The sequence below is a fragment of the Vreelandella zhanjiangensis DSM 21076 genome (genome assembly GCF_000377665.1).
Lineage (GTDB): Bacteria > Pseudomonadota > Gammaproteobacteria > Pseudomonadales > Halomonadaceae > Vreelandella > Vreelandella zhanjiangensis.
This window is the reverse complement of the sequence record NZ_KB898650.1, coordinates 129,724-146,783: the sequence shown is the minus strand read 5'-3', so window position 1 is coordinate 146,783 and position 17,060 is coordinate 129,724. Positions and strand designations below refer to the sequence as shown.

The window sequence follows — 17,060 nt, the reverse complement described above, 5'->3', positions numbered from 1 at the left end:
GGAGCAGGGATGTCGTTATCCTCAACGAGCCCCTGGTACGTCTATTTATTGGAGTGCCAGCGGGGTACTTATGTGGGCATCACCAATAATATTGCCAAGCGCTACCAGGCCCACTGCACGGGCAAAGGAGCACGTTATACCCGCGCTAATCCACCAACGGCATTGCTTGGCGCCCAGCCGTTTGAAGATAGAGCGGCGGCCAGCCGGGCGGAGTATCGGTTGAAGCAGCAGACCCCCATTCAAAAACGCCGCTGGGCAATGTGTTGGCCGCATCCGCTAGAAGTGGATTAACATAAACCCAGAGGCGGCTTTGAGCGATTCCAGCCCGCCTTTAGACGGTTCGTCACCACTGATTCAGGAGCCAGCATGCTTACGTTTTTCTCTGAAGATAGTCGTTTGCGCCAGGCGCGTACGGAGCTTCATGACGGGGCGCTTGTCAGCCCCTTCGAATGCCCCGAGCGTATTGATCTGGTGCTTAAGCATATTCGTCAGGCTGGCTTTGAAGTGCGTAACCCCGATGCCTATGGCCTTGAGCCGGTACGCGCCGTTCACGATGCGGGCTACGTAAGCTTTCTGGAAACCTGCTGGCAAGCGTGGCAGGCTGCCGGTCATCAGGGGGAAGCGATACCCAATATCTGGCCTGCCCGGTCCATGCGCGGCGATCACATTCCCCGCTCGATTAGCGGACAGCTGGGCTATTATGCCCTGGCGGCGGAAACCTCGATTTCTGAAGGCACTTTTGATGCTGCCATGGGAAGCAAGGATGCCGCGTTAGGCGCCATATCGCATACGCTTGAAACCCAGGAGCCCAGCTTTGCGCTGTGTCGGCCGCCAGGGCATCACGCCGCTTTTGATCAGTTTGGCGGTTACTGCTTTTTTAATAATGCGGCCGTAGCGGCCCAGCACGCGCTGAATGCCGGCAAGCGCCGCGTGGCAGTGCTGGATGTGGATTTTCATCACGGTAACGGTACGCAGCAAATTTTCTACTCACGCAACGATGTGCTGTTTGCCTCACTGCACGGCGACCCTGACGTAACCTTTCCCTACTACCTGGGCTACGCCGACGAAACGGGGGCAGGCGAGGGGGAGGGCTTCAATCTTAACTATCCCATGGCGCCGGGCACCAGCGTAGCCGAGTGGATGCAGCGTTTGGAGCAGGCGCTAGCGGCCATTAAAACGCATGAGTGTGAGCTTTTGATTGTCTCGCTAGGCGTGGATATTTTTGAAGGTGACCCGATCAGCGCGTTCACTTTCAAGAGCGAAGACTTTATTGCCCTGGGCCAACGTTTGGCAGAAGCTGGCCTGCCCACGATCTTTTTAATGGAAGGGGGCTATGCGGTTGATGAAATAGGTGTCAACGTAGTCAATGTGTTGCAGGGGTTTACGCGGGAAAGCTCGCGAGAATGGTGACAGCCGCCGTTAATTCGGGCAGGCTAATGCCCCATTAACGGGCAGGGAGCGCAGGCGTGGCAGTTTACGGCGGTATTCAGGCACATGAATTGGAGCGTTGGCTTTACGCCTTGACCAACGCGGCCTACGACCGGCGCTGCCCGCTTTCCAAGGTGCACGGCGGCAATGCGCGTGCGCGCACCGCTCGCCAGGACCTGCTTTACCTGGCCCACGGCTTTCGCGGTGGCGAGCAAAGCCGGGAAGTGGTGGCCGATGGCCTGGGCCGCTGGTGTCAGCGCTACCTGACCGAGGCCGAATGGTACGTGTTGGTAGGTGGTGGGCCGAAAGCCAGCGCCAGAAGCCGCACGACTACATCGGCGGAACCGGTAGACGCTTCGCAAAAGCAGGCGGATCAAGCACTTGAAGTATTGATGCAGCACCGCGTGGGCTAGCCACCGCTGGAAAGCTGGTGGCGTGTGGTTATACGCTGATACAATGGATGGATGAACAGTGCTCCCGCCGTTGTTACCGCCTCGCTTGATGATCCCTTCTACTACCTGACCAATTTTCGCTTCGTATTGGCCTGGGTGGGCGAACGCCATACTGATCTGCTGGCGCCGGATGAACTTACCTTTCTGAACCGCTTTGCGACACTACCCCGTGCCTCGCAAGCGCTGCTTGTGCGCATGGTGATGCGCAAGGGCGAGCTATTTCGAGTATCCAAGCTCAACTACGCCGAAATAGGCGATACCGCTACGGCACTTGCCCCGCTGGTAGCGCTTGGCTGGGTAACTGACGCCCCGGCACTCAGTGGGGAAGAGCTATTCACGCAGTTACGCCTTGCCGAGTTGCGCCAGGCGCTGGCAGGGCCTATCCGCGCCGCCGGGCTTGGCGCCTCAGCTGGCAAGGCAGTGATCAAGACTTCCTTGAGTGCCCAACTTGCCGAGGTGAAGCCGCTTGCCACGTGGTGGCCGGCGGCGCCTGACGCGATCGTGCGTCTTGAGATCATGGCGGTGTGCGACCGGCTACGGCTGATGTTCTTTGGCAACCTGCGCCAGGATTGGGCCGAGTTTGTACTGACCGAGCTTGGCTTGCAGTGCTTTGAAAAGGTGGCCTTTACCCACGCGTCACGCGCCTTTCACCGGCGTGACGAAGTAGATGCCTATCTCGTCCTGCATCACCTGCGAACACGGCTTGAGGAAGGCGAGGCGGTCGAATCGTTAAGCCTGGAAGTACCGCCCGCAGCGAACAACGCCTGGCTTGCCACCCGGCGGGCTCGACTTTTACTGAACCTGGGCCGCGAAGCTGAGCGAAGCGGCCAGGCAGAGCAGGCACTTGCCTGCTACGCCGAGGCGGCCAGCAGCGAGGCGCGCGTTCGCCAGCTGCGTGTGCTGGAGCGCCTGGGACGCTATCACGAGGCGTTCGAGCTGGCGATGAGTGCCCACGGCAATGCGCCTAACGAAACTGAAGCCCAGGCACTCGCCCGGCTGGTTCCGCGCCTGCGCCGCAAGCTGAAAATGACTATTGAACCCGCCGCGGCTGAACCCGCCTGTATACGCTGGGATCTCGTGCTACCCGGCCCGCAGCCGGTAGAGCGCGGCGTTGCGTTGCATTTCGCGACGCCTGACGCCCCTGTTTACTACAGTGAAAACACGCTGCTGACCGGGCTTTTCGGGTTGCTCTGCTGGCCAGCGATCTTTGCCCCGCTGCCCGGCGCGTTCTTTCACCCGTTTCACAACGGCCCGGCGGATCTTTACCGCGACGACTTCGTCACCCGCCGGCGTGAGCTTTTCGACGAGTGTCTGGCGCACCTGGAGAGCGGACACTATCAGCAGGTGATTCGCGACACATGGCAGGCCAAGTACGGCTTGGCATCGCCTTTCGTGCACTGGCCGCTGCTTGATGAAACACTGCTGGCGCTGGCCCTTGAGTGCTTACCGGCGGCGCATCTACGCGCCTGTTTTGAACGCTTTTTAAAGGATCTGAAAGCCAACCGCGCGGGCTTGCCGGACCTGGTTCAGTTTTTTCCCAATGCGCCACCCAACGAACCCCGCTATCGGCTTATCGAGGTAAAAGGCCCCGGTGACCGGCTTCAGGATAACCAGCGCCGCTGGCTGGCGTTTTTTCATCAGCATAATATTCCGGTCGCGGTGTGTTACGTGCAGTGGCTGGCAGGCTCGCCAACGGCGTTATGACCAGGTACGCGATGAGTAGCGTCGCAGAGTACCGGATTGCCGTCCGTGCGCTGTGTGACTTCACCGCCCGGGAAGGTGATCTGGACCACCGCTTTACCCCTTCGCCCAGCGCCCAGGAAGGTATTGCCGGGCATACCCTGGTCGCTAGCCGACGAGGCGATGACTACATTGCCGAAATGCCGCTTTCCGGTACCTATAAAAGCTTGACCGTCACCGGGCGCGCCGATGGGTATGCGCCTGCCGAAAACCGTCTGGAAGAGGTCAAAACCTACCGCGGTAACCTTGAGCGCATGGCCGACAACCAGCGCGCGTTGCACTGGGCGCAGGTGAAGATCTACGGCGCTCTGCTATGCAAAGCGCGCGCGCTTGATGAAATCACGCTGACGCTGGTGTATCTGGATATCGCCACCGAAAAAGAGACCCTGATCAGCCAGAAAGCGTGGGCAGATGAGCTTGAGGCTTTTTTTTCCACCCAGTGCGAGCGCTTTATTGCCTGGGCCGAGCAGGAATCCGAACACCGCCTGGCGCGTGATGCAGCGTTAAACAACCTGCAATTTCCCCATACTACGTTTCGTCCCGGCCAGCGTGAGTTGGCCGAAGATGTTTACAAGACCGCCAGCACCGGTCGCTGCCTGCTGGCTCAGGCGCCTACCGGGATCGGCAAGACGCTGGCCACGCTGTTTCCCATGCTCACCGCCATGCCGCGCCAGCGCCTTGACCGCATTGCCTTTCTGACCATGAAAACCCCGGGGCGGCGTTTGGCGCTGGATGCCCTGGCGCAGTTGCGCCTCCAGGCCGAAGCGGATGACAACCCATGCGGCAAGGCGCCCCGCGTACTTGAACTGATCGCACGGGAGAAAGCCTGCGAGTACCCGGGAACCGCCTGCCATGGCGAGGCCTGCCCACTGGCCGCGGGCTTTTATGACCGGCTACCCGCTGCGCGCCAGGCCGCCGTAGCTGAAAGCTGGTGGGACCGCGACGCGCTGCGTAAGGTGGCACTTGCCCACAGCGTCTGCCCGTATTACCTGGGCCAGGAATTGGCCCGCTGGGCGGATGTCATCGTGGGCGACGTTAACCACTGGTTTGATCGTCACGCGCTGCTCCATGGCCTGGCCCAGGCCGATGATTGGCGGGTGGGGCTTCTAGTGGATGAAGCGCATAACCTGGTGGAGCGGGCGCGCGGCATGTACAGCGCCGAGCTTGATCAGCAGCGCTTCAACCGCGTAAAACGCAGCGCCCCGAAAGCCCTTGGCCGCTCACTGGCAAGCCTTGGCCGGCAGTGGCAGGCGGTGGTGAAAGACGTTGCTGACAGTAAGCCGGATGATACGGGACGGGCAGACTATCACCTGCTTGAGACGCTGCCCGATAAGCTGGTGGGCGCCCTTCAGAACGCTGCCGCCTCGATCACCAACCACTTGGGCGAGCATCCGGAAGATGCCTCTTTTGAACTCCAGGAGCTACTGTTTGAGGCGTTAGCGTTTTGCCGCCTGGCGGAGAATTTCGGCGATCACTCGCTGTGTGATCTCACACTAAAAGGCCGAGGAAAGGCGCTAATCGGCCTGCGTAATCTGATACCGGCGGACTTTTTAGCGCCGCGCTTCAAGGCCGCACATAGCGCCGTGCTGTTCTCAGCCACCTTGACACCGGCCCACTACTACCGCGATCTGCTGGGTCTGCCGATAAACACGGTGTGGCGTGAGGTTTGCTCACCTTTTGTAGCCCGCCAGCTTGAAGTGCGCATTCGCCGGGATATTTCGACCCGCTTTCGCGACCGGGAGGCGTCGCTTGCGCCAATGGTAGCCGAAATGGCCCAGCAATATGAGCAGGCGCCGGGCCATTATCTGGCGTTTTTCAGTAGCTTTACCTACCTCGAAGCCGCGCTTAAGCGGTTCTGCCAACAGCACCCTGACGTCCCCGTGTTTGCCCAAACGCCGGGCATGCGCGAGGCCGAGCGCGAAGCATTCTTGCAGCGTTTTACGCCAGGCGGCCGTGGCATCGGTTTTGCGGTATTGGGTGGCGCCTTTGCTGAAGGGGTGGACCTGCCCGGCGACCGGCTGATTGGAGCGTTTATCGCAACGCTTGGGCTGCCGCCGTTTAATGCTTTCAACGAAGCGCTTAAAGCGCGCCTGATGGCACGGTTTGGCAAAGGTGATGACTACACCTACCGTATTCCCGGGATGATCAAGGTGGTACAGGCCGCCGGGCGGGTAATCCGCAGCCCTTCTGATGAAGGGGTTGTGGTATTAATGGATGATCGTTTTGCCCACACCAGCGTGCAGGCGCTGTTACCCAGCTGGTGGGCGATAGGCAGGCAATAAAGTCTTTGATAACCAGCGTGATAACCAGGGAAGCAAGTGAATGGCGGATTTGTTGTGGTACCAGTATGCGTTGATCGGTTTGATCTTTGCCTGGAGCGGTTTTGTCAGAACCAGCCTGGGGTTTGGCGGCGCGGTGCTGGCGTTGCCTTTCCTATTACTGGTTGTTAATGACCCGCTGCTTTTCCTGCCGATTATCGCCGTTCACCTACTGATCTTCTCCAGCTGGATTGCCTGGCAGGGCAACCGCCAATTAAAGCGGGAGAACGGCAACGCTTCTGTTGAGAGCAATATCGATTGGGGCTATTTACGCAAAGCTCTGAAAGTCATGATCATCCCCAAGCTGATTGGGGTAGTGGGGCTGTTAACGCTGCCTGCCAATATCATGACCGGCATTATTTTCGGCATCGTGCTGGTCTACGCCATCGGCTATGTGCTCAATAAGCCCTTCAAGAGCAACAACAAGTATGTCGACTATGTGCTGCTGGCGCTGGGTGGTTATGTCAGCGGTACGTCCCTGATCGGCGCCCCGCTGATCGTGGCCGTGTTTGCCTCGCATGTCGTCAAGGAACAGCTGCGCGATACCATGTTTGTGCTGTGGTTTATTCTGGTCGTGATCAAGATGATCTCGTTTCTGTTTGCCGGCGTGGACCTACAGTTGATTCACCAGCTGTGGCTATTGCCCTGTGCGCTTGCCGGTCATCTGCTGGGCGAGCGAGCACACCGCTATATCGTCAAAGCCGATACGGCGGTGTTTTTCCGGGTGTTGGGCGCGGTGCTGATCTTTGTCAGCATTATCGGGCTGGTTTTTTCACCGTCTTGAAGCACGAGCGCCGTCTGGTGGGACGGCTGCCAAGCATTTTGGCAGGTGCCGACTATGCTTAACGTCTAAGCGATAGTGCCGTTTAAGAGACGTTGTAAAGCAACCGCAGATCGACGTGAACCATCAGGCCACGGAGGCGGCCACGGCGGCTGAGCAGGTTCGGCGCCGATTAACACAAGGGAGTGTGTACGCCATGAAGAAACCCATCAGCTTTTTTGTTCATCATCAGGGGCGCGGCCATGCGCGGCGCACCATGGCCATCATTCGCCAGTTTTCGCCCGACCGCCCGGTCAGCGTGATGACCGCGGACCCGTCGCTGTTCGACGGTTTCGAGCGCGAGATCGAGTTGATTACGCTGCCCGACATGATCGGCGCGGATGTACCTACCCAGGCACTGTTCGATCAGCCCACGCCTTCCGTCATGCACTGTGTGCCCATGGGCGTGGTCGAGATGCGCCAGACCATGCGATGCATTCTCGATCATCTTGACGATACCGACACCGGGCTGTTCGTGATCGATGTCTCCGCAGAGCTTGCCCTGCTCTCGCGTATCGCCAGCGTCCCGGCGGTCAAGATCCGCATGCACGGCGACCGCAATGACCCCGGGCACCTGGGCGCCTATGAAGCGTGCGTGGGCATGCTGGCCCCCTTTGACGAGCGCCTGGAGCAGGAAGATTACCCCGAGCATCTACGCCAGAAGACGTTCTACACCGGCGGGCTGTGCACCACGGCTGCCGAAATGCCGGAGCAGGCTGAGGCGCGCCGCCGCCTGGGGCTCGACCCGGATCGAGAAATCGTGCTGGTACTCACCGGTGGCGGTGGTTCGGGCACGCCCTACGCGCCGCTGACCGTCGCCGCCCGCGCAGCACCCAACACGCTGTTCGTGACCATCGGCCCGCTGCATCTGGAAGGCCACGAGACCGATTTTGCCAATCTGGTCAACGCCGGTTGGGTGGATAACGTGGTGGATTATCTCGCCGCCAGCGATATCGTACTGGCGTCTGCCGGTGACAATACCGTGCATGAAATCGCCATGCTGAAGCGCCCCTATATCGTAGCGCCCGAGTGGCGCTACTTCGGCGAGCAGACCCGCAAGGCCGAGCGGCTGGCGGAGCTGGGTGCAGCGGTCAACATGGCCGTTTGGCCCGGCGATTTTGCTGGCTGGCAGGCCGTGCTGGAACAAGCCCGGGGGCTGGATATCAGCGCGCTGAGCGAGCTTTACAGCGCAGACGCCGCCCAGCACGCGGCCAGGTGGCTTGAAGAGTGCGTCGACCGGCTCTGGGCGGCGTCTGCACTGCTGCCCTCGTCCACCCGGCGTAGCGCTCAATCGTGCAGCGGATAAAACGCCGGGCATTCACACGGGCTGGGGCAGCCTGATATGAAAGCCCGCGCCGCCGAGCGAGGCATCTTCAAGGGTCAGACTGCCTTCTTGGGCCGTAATGGCTTCACGACTGATCGCTAGCCCCAGCCCGAAGCCGCCCGTTGCCCGGTCGCGGCTTCTATCGAGCCGATAGAAGGGCGTAAAGATATTGGTTTTTTCTTCATCAGGAATGCCGATACCATCGTCTTCCACGCGGATATGCAGCATGCCACTGGTATGGGTGGCGGTAACCAGAATCTGCTGCTGGCAGTAGCGCATGGCGTTACTCACCAGGTTCTGTAGCGCTCTGGCGGTCAAGCGAGGCTCCAGGGTGACTAGCGAGGTAGCCTCCACACGTATATCGAGCCTGATGTTGCGCTCTTCAAGCGCTTCGGCAAAGGCGCCAAGGACACTGTCCAGATACTCTTCTACGGGCAGCGTGGTCTTTTCCAGCACCTGGCGTGGCGACTGCAGACGCGTATAAGAGAGAAGCTCCAGCACTAGCGCATTGAGTTCACTGACGTGGGCCTTCATCTCTTCGATGCGTTTTTCCGCGCTGGCGGTCATGGGGGGTTCTGAGATGAGTGCCAGGCCAAATTCGAGCCGGGAGAGAGGCGTGCGCAGCTCGTGGGATACGGCATTGATCAAATCACGCTGCCTTGCCAGCAGTCCTTCAAGCTCATCGGCCATACCATCGAATACAAAGGCCAATTCTCCCAGGTTCGAATGAACGGGTATCTGGGTGCGGGCATCAAGGTGCCCCTGGCCCAGCCGGTGGGCGGTTGCTTTTAGACGTTCAAGATCCTGCCAGTGAGGGCGCCACCAGAGAAACACCCCGGCCATCAAAACAGCACCGATCAGCAGGTTCGTGAGCCAGTATATGAGGGCGATATCCAGCGGCAGTGGATCAGTAGAGATTTCGAGCACTTGGTCATCGCCAATATAAAGACGTACCTTTTCGGGCAGTCCATCGCTATCCAGATAGGCAATCGGTTTGCCCTGCATGAGCCGGTGGCGTTCCCGTTCATCGGTATCAGCCTGATCGATGGGCAGCATGTGAAGCTGCTCTGCCGAAAACTTGGCCGCGAGTTCGGGCATCTGTACGCTACGCTCTTCTGGCGTCAGGCCCGCGAGTCGATCTTCGAGCAGATAAAGGATCCCTTGATACTGCTCAATGCCATAGCTTTCGAGCCGATGCTTGAATAAATGAATGACCAGATAGGGCGCGGCATAGGACGCGGCCGCGTAGCTGACCAGCAAAATGAGAAACAGGCGAATCAGTATTCTAGGCATGGGCATTCAACAGTATGATCAGGCTTCCCATTCGGTGCGGCTCATCAGATAGCCACGTCCCCAGACGGTCTTTATACGGCGAGGGTCATTACCCACATCCTCAAAGCGGCGCCTGAGCTTGGAAATGGCGACGTCGACCGTGCGGTCAACGCCGTTGAATTCGATGCCGCGTACCTGCTGAAGCAACTGATCGCGGCTTTGCACTTCGCCGGCGTGCCTGGCCAGTGCCACCAGCACGTTGAACTCGGCGCTGGACATGTCGATTTCCCGACCCTGCCAATGGACCAGGCGTTCACTCATGTCGATGTGCAACTGCCCGATGACAATCCGGTCCTCCGGCACGGCGTCCGGCATGACGCTGCGGCGTAACAAGGTACGGATGCGTGCCAGCAACAGGCGCGGCTCGCAGGGCTTGGGAATGTAGTCATCGGCACCCATCTTCAGCCCCAGTACCTGGTCATACGTGTCGTCGCGCGCGGTGAGCATCAAGATGGGCAAGCCCGGATAATCATGACGCAGCTGCTGACAGACCTTGAGTCCATCCATGCCCGGTAGCATGACATCCAAAATGACCAGCGCCGGCTTCAAACGGCGAACCTGCTCACAGGCCGTATCGCCGCGCGCGGTGGTATGCACCTTATAGCCATGCTGACCCAGGTAGGCCGCGATCAGTTCTGCAAGCGGCGTATCATCTTCTACAAGCAGCAGATCGCTCATTGATAGGCTCCCGTTTAGAAAAAGCAAGCATACCCCAGGCGCATGCTGAAACGTTTAGTTGCCAACACTTTTTAACAACTGGAGTGATGTCTTTTACATCCCGAAGCGGGCGCATCGGTAGTATGCCTGTGACATTCACAGGGGAAACATATGCCTGCACTGTCTCGTACGATACCTGCCTTATCTATTTTTTTTGTAGTCAGTGCCTGCCTGCTACTTTCTGCGTGCAGCGAACCCGCTGCTCAAGAAGAAGCTGACCCTATACCCAGTGTGACGGTTGAAATACTCAAGGCAGCCCCTTTACGGGTCACCACCGATCTGAGCGGTCGCTTGACGGCTTCACGCGTGGCAGAAGTGCGCGCGCGCGTCTCCGGTATCGTGCTGGAGCGCACCTATCAGGAAGGAAGTTTCATCGAAAAAGGCGATGCACTTTTTCAGATTGACCCAGGGCCTTTGCAGGTGGCGGTGGATAGCGCTCGCGCTGCACTGAACAAGGCGGAAGCCAACCGGGTGGAAGCCTCTCAAAAGGAGCAGCGCTTGCAGCGCTTGCTCGGCAATAACGCCATCAGCCGTCAGGATTATGATAGTGCCCGGGCACTTTCCCAGCAGGCAGCGGCGGATGTGGCCTCAGCCGAAGCGGAGCTGGCCCGTGCACGCCTTGATCTTGGGTATGCCACGGTCACAGCCCCCATCAGTGGTCGTATAGGCCGGGCGCAGGTGAGTGAAGGCGCGCTGGTCGGCCAAAACGAAGCCACCCTGCTTGCAACCATACAGCAGCTCGATCCTATCTATGCAGATATCACGCAATCAGCCGATCAGTACACGGCAATGCGCCATGCCAATGATGCTGGCAGTGAGGCTGTCGATATCGAGGTTGCCCTGATCCAACCCGATGATGCGAACCTGAAGGGGCGGCTGCTGTTCTCGGAGCTATCTGTCGACCAGAGCACTGGGCAAATCATGCTGCGTAGCGAGTTCCCCAATTCAGAACTGGATCTCTTGCCGGGTGCCTTCGTTCAGGTACGCGTACCTGTCAGACATCTTGAAAAGGGAATGACGGTGGCCCAGCGGGCAGTACAGCTTGATGGGGCTGGCAAGCCGATGGCCATGGTGGTCAGCGAGAATGGTCAGGTGGTCAAGCGCAGGCTGACGTTAGGCAGCGTCCATGGCGGGCGTTGGATCGTGCTTGAAGGGCTTCGGGAGGGAGAACGCATCGTCGTGTCAGGGCTTCAGCAGATTGCGCCAGGCATGGCCGTCACGGTTGAATCTTCTCCTGATTCCCCAGCATCTGACGACACCTCCTCACGTGCAGGGGAGACGCTTTAATGTCGCGTTTTTTTATTGAGCGCCCCGTGTTTGCCTGGGTAATTGCGCTGTTCATTATCCTTGCCGGGCTTCTCGCTCTGCCGCGTTTGCCGGTGGCCCAGTATCCAGCGGTTGCCCCGCCACAGATTGAGCTTTCATTGACTTATCCAGGCGCCTCTGCCGAAGCGATCGATGCAGGCGTGGTCAGTCTTATCGAAGAAGAGCTCAATGGCGTTAACCACATGCTGTATTTTTCTTCTGAAAGCAGCCAGGGCATGGCGACGGTGTCGGTGACCTTTGAGCCCGGCACAAACTCGGAGCTTGCTCGGGTCGACATACAAAATCGCATCAAAGGCGTCGAATCAAGGTTACCGGAAGCGGTGCGCCAGCAGGGTATCCAGGTCGAGGAGCTTTCGGCAGGCTTTTTGATGATGGTCACCCTTAGCTCTCCTGATGAGTCCATGGATGAAACCGCGCTGAGCGATTACATGGTTCGCAATGTGGTTAACGAACTCAGACGTGTGCCGGGAGTGGGCAAGGCCCAGGTATTCGGCGCCGAGCGCGCCATGCGTATCTGGCTCGATCTAAAGCAATTGGCGGCTTATAACCTGACCCCCGCCGATGTCAATCAGGCGATTGCCGAACAGAATATTCAGATACCGGCCGGTAGCTTGGGGGATCTGCCCTCAGGTAACGGGCAAGAGATCACCGCACCGGTAGTACTCGACGGCCAGCTTGATTCTCCTGAAGCCTTCGCGGCCATTATCCTGAAAGATACCGGTAACGGCGCACGTGTCACTGTCGGGGATGTCGCTCGTGTCGAAGTTGGTAGTCAGAGCTATCAATTCGGCACGCGTCTGAACGGCAAACCAGCCGTTGCGGGGGGGATTCAGCTGGCGCCGGGTGCCAATGCCATGAGTACGGCAACGCAGATACGCGAACGGATGGCCGTGCTTGCCAAGCAGTTTCCTGACGGTATCGAGTACCAGATTCCGTATGACACATCGCCGTTTGTCAAAGCCTCCATTACCCAGGTAGTCCATACGTTGCTAGAAGCAATGGTCCTGGTATTTGCAGTCATGTTTCTGTTTTTGCAAAACATTCGCTATACGCTGATTCCTGCACTGGTAGTGCCGGTGGCCCTGCTGGGTACCATGGGGTGCATGCTTTTCTTCGGTTTCTCGGTCAATGTACTGACCATGTTTGCCATGGTATTGGCCATTGGTATTCTGGTGGATGACGCCATTGTGGTGGTAGAAAACGTAGAGCGCCTGATGGCAGAGCAGGGACTTTCACCCAAGCAAGCAACCCGCCAGGCAATGGGTGAGATTTCAGGCGCCATTATCGGTATCACACTGGTGCTGTGTGCCGTATTTATCCCCATGGCGTTCATGGCGGGCTCTGTCGGGGTGATCTATCGCCAGTTCTCGATGGCCATGGCCGTCTCCATCTTATTCTCGGCGTTTCTAGCGTTGACGCTTACGCCGGCGCTGTGTGCCTCCTTGCTCAAGCCCTTGAAACCAGGCGAAGAGCATCGACAAAAGCATTTCTTTGGCTGGTTCAACCGACACTTTGAAAGCGTGACGCAGGGCTACACCGCCTGGGTGGGTCATGCCATTGGCCGCATTGGGCGGTATATGGTCGTTTATGTCATTTTGCTGCTGGTGCTAGGCTTTCTTTTCTTGCGACTTCCTTCCTCCTTCCTGCCAGTAGAGGATCAGGGCTATATCATGACCGATATTCAGCTCCCGGCAGGGGCATCTGAAAACCGGACCATCGACGTTGCGCGCGAGATTGAGGCGCACGGCCTTGAAGACCCCGATATCGACAGTACGCTGATCCTGCTCGGGTTCAGTTTTTCCGGATCGGGACAGAATGCCGCCCTGGGGTTTACCACGCTCAATAACTGGCAGGAGCGCGGCCGCGATGGCAGTGCCAATGCCGTTGCCGAGCGTGCCAATGGAGCGTTTGCGCGTCTTCGAGAAGCCTCTGTCTTTACACTGTTGCCGCCTTCCATCGATGGAATGGGTACTTCCAGCGGCTTTGAATTCCAGTTGCAGGATCGTGGTGGGCACGGCCAGGCGGCCTTGGTGGCCGCGCAGAACCAGCTGCTCAAAGCTGCGGCTTCAAGCCCGCTGGTCGCCAACGTTCGTGAAGCCGCCCTGCCACAGACCCCCCAGGTGCGTATTGAAATCGATAGACGCAAGGCCAGCGCTATGGGGCTTTCCTATCAGGATATCGGCACGACGCTTTCAACCGCGCTGGGGTCGTCCTACATCAATGACTTTCCCAATAATGGTCGCATGCAGCAGGTGATCGTACAGGCGGAAGGATCACAGCGTCAGCAGGTTGAAAACCTGATGGCCTTCGAGGTGCGCAACCGGCAGGGCGATATGGTCCCTTTGTCTGCCTTCACCACGGCCATGTGGGAAAATGGGCCGGGACAAATGACGCGCTATAACGGCTATCCTTCGATCAACATTTCCGGGGAGCCTGGAAGTGGCAAGAGCTCGGGAGAGGCGATGAAGGAGATCGAGCGCATGGTGGGTGCCTTGCCCGATGGCTTCGCGCTGGAATGGACAGGGTCGTCACTTCAGGAGCGTCTTTCCGGTAATCAGGCGCCCGCGCTTCTCATGCTTTCGCTGCTGGTCGTGTTTTTATGTCTGGCCGCGCTCTATGAAAGCTGGGCGATTCCCATGTCGGTCATCCTGGTTGTCCCTTTGGGTATTATCGGGGCTGTGATCATGGTGAGCCTGCGGGGCATGCCCAACGATGTCTTTTTCAAGGTAGGGATGGTTACCATTATCGGACTTTCCGCCAAGAATGCGATCTTGATCATCGAATTCGCAAGGGCATTGCACGAACAGGGGCTTCCCCTTAAGGATGCATGTATCAAGGCAGCCCGCCAGCGGTTTCGCCCCATCATCATGACCTCCCTGGCCTTTATCCTTGGTGTGATACCGCTTGCGATCTCTACCGGGGTAAGTTCTGCCAGTCAGCAGGCGATCGGTACGGGCGTGGTCGGCGGCATGCTGAGTGCCACGTTAGCCATCGTGTTTGTCCCGGTATTTTTCATGCTGGTAATGGGCAGTATTGCGCGCTGGCGCCAGCCCAGGGCTGACGCTAAATAATGAGCCCTTAGGCGCACAGTCTCTTCATTGATGGCAAAGCCGCTACCTGCTGCACGCAGGTAGCGGCTTTTAGGTATCGAGACACACACTTGATAGTTAATACTTTTTAACAACTTGCTCCGACTCTTTTACACCTGCATTTATAGCAATCGCTAGTATTGCCCTACCCGTAATTCTCGATATGAGCTTCGTCATATTGGCTGATTATTTTTACGCCGCGTCACCGCTGACGTTTGAACAGTTCGACGGCCGTAAAAATAAGTCGAGAGCGCTAATACCTGATAAGGGGCCGCGTTCTGTGTCGTATCAGCGCTTGTATCAGCACATTACTTAAGTAGTGAGTACGCGATGCCTTCCATGCAAAACACCTTTTTACCCCTGTGTCGGCCTGCCCTGAATGACGCCGATATTGATGCTGTGGTCGCAGTGCTTCGCTCCGGCTGGATCACGACCGGCGCCAAAAATGCCCAGCTTGAGCAGATGATCTGTCAACTGACCGGGGCCACTGAAGCCGTCGCGCTCAGCAGTGCCACCGCCGGCATGCATCTGGCACTGCTGGCGCTGGGGATTGGGCCGGGTGATGAAGTCATCACGCCTTCCCTGACCTGGGTTTCCACCATCAACATGATCACCCTGGTGGGTGCCACGCCGGTGTTCGTGGATGTCGATCCTGACACGCTGATGACCACGGCCGAGCAGATTGCACCGCTGGTGACGCCGAAAACCCGACTGATCATCCCGGTGCATTTCGCGGGCGCCTCACTGGATCTGGACCCGATTTATGCGCTAGCCGAGCGCCATGGCATTGCTGTTATCGAAGACGCTGCCCATGCGCTGGGGGCGCAGTACAAGGGGCAACCGGTCGGGTATCGGGGGCACTGCATCTTTTCCCTTCACGCGATCAAAAACGTCACGACGGCGGAGGGCGGGCTATTCGTGACGTCCGATCAGGCGCTGGCCGACAGGATTCGGCGTCTGAAATTTCATGGGCTGGCCGTGGACGCCTTTGACCGTGAAACCCATGGTCGCGCCCCGCAGGCAGAAGTGGTGGAACCCGGATTCAAATACAACCTTCCCGATATCAGCGCCGTTCTGGCGCTGGGCCAGCTTGAAAGGCTCGATGCGATTACCGCCGCACGCCAGGCGCTCGCCGATGACTATATCGAGAAATTAAGGGCTATCCCCGGCATCACACCGCTTCAGGACCCCGTGCATGAGCACAGGCATTGCCGACATCTGATGGTGGTGCGGGTGGCGCCTGAGCGTGCAGGGCTTGATCGCCAGCAGCTGATTGAGGCACTCAAGGCCGTACAGATTGGTGCCGGCATTCATTTCATGCCGGCGCATCTGCAGAAATATTACCGCGACCATTACACCGCCCGTTATGCACGGGACATGCCTTCATTGCCCCATACGACCCTGGCCGGGGGGCAGATCTGTTCGCTGCCGCTGTTTCCTGCCATGACGTTGGGTGATATCGACCGCGTGATTGACGCGTTAAACACGATAGTGAATCAACATGAAAAATAACCAGCCCATCAAACTCGTCTCCATTGTCATCCCGGTATTCAACGAGGAGATGACCCTCCCCGAGCTGGTCCGGCGCACCACGATGGCCTGCCAGACCCTCAGTCAGCCCTATGAGCTGATACTGGTCGATGACGGCAGCCAGGATCGCAGCGCCGCCATTATCGAGAAGATGTCGGCCGAGCAGGACAGCCGCATTATCGGGGTCATCCTCAATCGCAATTACGGCCAGCACAACGCCATCATCGCGGGTTTTGAGCAGACCCGCGGCGACGTTGTCATTACCCTGGATGCTGATCTGCAAAACCCGCCTGAAGAGATCCCCCGTCTGGTGGCGAAAATCGAGGAGGGCTATGACTCGGTGGGCACGGTGCGCAAGAAGCGCCAGGACAATATCCTGCGCCGGCTGCCTTCAAAACTGGTGAATCGGGCGGTCAAGCTGGCCACCGGTGTGGCCATGAGTGACTACGGCTGCATGCTGCGCGCCTATCGCCGCCATGTGGTCAACGCCATGCTCAACTGCCACGAACGAAGCACCTTTATCCCCATTCTGGCCAACAACTTCTCGCGCCATACCACCGAAATTGACGTTCACCACGACGAGCGTGCCGACGGCAATTCGAAGTACAGCCCCATGAAGCTGATCAGTTTGATGTTTGATCTGCTGACCAGCATGACCACCGCACCGCTTCGCATGCTTAGCCTTCTGGGTAGCGCCATGGCCGTGTTTGGCGTGGTGTTCGGTGTCTTGTTGATGGCCCTGCGACTGATGTTGGGAGCAGAGTGGGCCGGCGATGGCCTCTTTACCCTTTTCGCCATTCTCTTCGTTTTGATCGGTGCGCAATTTATTGGCCTGGGACTGCTGGGCGAATACATCGGCCGGATTTATTCCGACGTGCGTGCCAGACCCCGCTTTTTCGTTCAGGACCTGATGATCGGCAAGGCCGTGCATGGCCGGCCTCACGACCCTGTAAAAGAAACAACCCGCCAGACGGCGCATTGAAG

13 protein-coding genes are annotated in these 17,060 nt (G+C 58.4%); 11 read left to right on the top strand and 2 right to left on the bottom strand.

The window, feature by feature from the left end; translation table 11 throughout:
- Positions 1 to 9: 9 nt before the first annotated feature.
- The 7 genes from D467_RS0111430 to D467_RS0111400 all read left to right on the top strand — a co-directional run bounded on the left by D467_RS0111430 (position 10) and on the right by D467_RS0111400 (position 8,064).
- A complete protein-coding gene (locus D467_RS0111430) occupies positions 10 to 291 on the top strand; it encodes a GIY-YIG nuclease family protein (protein WP_018917661.1) in 282 nt (93 codons plus the stop codon).
- A 75-nt stretch (positions 292 to 366) separates the two neighbouring features.
- Positions 367 to 1,410 carry a histone deacetylase family protein gene (locus D467_RS0111425; RefSeq protein WP_018917660.1) on the top strand — a complete coding sequence of 348 codons (1,044 nt, stop codon included), beginning with the start codon at positions 367 to 369 and terminating at the stop codon, positions 1,408 to 1,410.
- Between the two features lie 56 nt (positions 1,411 to 1,466).
- Positions 1,467 to 1,841: a hypothetical protein gene (locus tag D467_RS0111420; protein ID WP_018917659.1), complete on the top strand. Its 375-nt coding sequence runs from the start codon at positions 1,467 to 1,469 to the stop codon at positions 1,839 to 1,841.
- Between the two features lie 51 nt (positions 1,842 to 1,892).
- Positions 1,893 to 3,584: a VRR-NUC domain-containing protein gene (locus D467_RS0111415; protein WP_018917658.1), complete on the top strand. Its 1,692-nt coding sequence runs from the start codon at positions 1,893 to 1,895 to the stop codon at positions 3,582 to 3,584.
- A gap of 11 nt (positions 3,585 to 3,595) precedes the next feature.
- Positions 3,596 to 5,902, top strand: a complete 2,307-nt coding sequence (locus D467_RS0111410) for an ATP-dependent DNA helicase (protein WP_018917657.1) — start codon at positions 3,596 to 3,598, stop codon at positions 5,900 to 5,902.
- Positions 5,903 to 5,942: 40 nt separating this feature from the next.
- Entirely contained in the window at positions 5,943 to 6,722 is a 780-nt protein-coding gene (locus D467_RS0111405; protein WP_018917656.1) for a sulfite exporter TauE/SafE family protein, read from the top strand.
- A gap of 193 nt (positions 6,723 to 6,915) precedes the next feature.
- Positions 6,916 to 8,064 carry a glycosyltransferase gene (locus D467_RS0111400; RefSeq protein ID WP_018917655.1) on the top strand — a complete coding sequence of 383 codons (1,149 nt, stop codon included), beginning with the start codon at positions 6,916 to 6,918 and terminating at the stop codon, positions 8,062 to 8,064.
- A 12-nt stretch (positions 8,065 to 8,076) separates the two neighbouring features.
- Here D467_RS0111400 and D467_RS0111395 read toward each other — a convergent pair whose 3' ends face one another.
- Positions 8,077 to 9,375 (bottom strand): ATP-binding protein, encoded by a 1,299-nt coding sequence (locus D467_RS0111395; RefSeq protein WP_018917654.1) that lies wholly within the window; start codon positions 9,373 to 9,375, stop codon positions 8,077 to 8,079.
- Between the two features lie 18 nt (positions 9,376 to 9,393).
- On the bottom strand, positions 9,394 to 10,119 hold the full coding sequence (locus D467_RS0111390; RefSeq protein ID WP_279614491.1) for a response regulator: 726 nt from the start codon (positions 10,117 to 10,119) through the stop codon (positions 9,394 to 9,396).
- Between the two features lie 123 nt (positions 10,120 to 10,242).
- Between D467_RS0111390 and D467_RS0111385 the strand changes: the two genes are divergently transcribed.
- From D467_RS0111385 to D467_RS0111370, 4 genes are all read left to right on the top strand, one after another.
- The gene (locus D467_RS0111385; protein WP_018917652.1) at positions 10,243 to 11,418 is read left to right on the top strand and encodes an efflux RND transporter periplasmic adaptor subunit; all 1,176 of its coding nucleotides are present in this window, start codon (positions 10,243 to 10,245) and stop codon (positions 11,416 to 11,418) included.
- Positions 11,418 to 14,528 (top strand): multidrug efflux RND transporter permease subunit, encoded by a 3,111-nt coding sequence (locus D467_RS0111380; protein WP_018917651.1) that lies wholly within the window; start codon positions 11,418 to 11,420, stop codon positions 14,526 to 14,528. The genes D467_RS0111385 and D467_RS0111380 overlap by 1 nt, the downstream gene beginning before the upstream one ends.
- 348 nt (positions 14,529 to 14,876) lie before the next feature.
- Positions 14,877 to 16,058, top strand: coding sequence for an aminotransferase class I/II-fold pyridoxal phosphate-dependent enzyme (locus tag D467_RS0111375; RefSeq protein ID WP_018917650.1), 1,182 nt, complete (start codon positions 14,877 to 14,879; stop codon positions 16,056 to 16,058).
- Positions 16,048 to 17,058 carry a glycosyltransferase gene (locus tag D467_RS0111370; protein WP_018917649.1) on the top strand — a complete coding sequence of 337 codons (1,011 nt, stop codon included), beginning with the start codon at positions 16,048 to 16,050 and terminating at the stop codon, positions 17,056 to 17,058. The genes D467_RS0111375 and D467_RS0111370 overlap by 11 nt, the downstream gene beginning before the upstream one ends.
- Positions 17,059 to 17,060 lie beyond the last annotated feature (2 nt).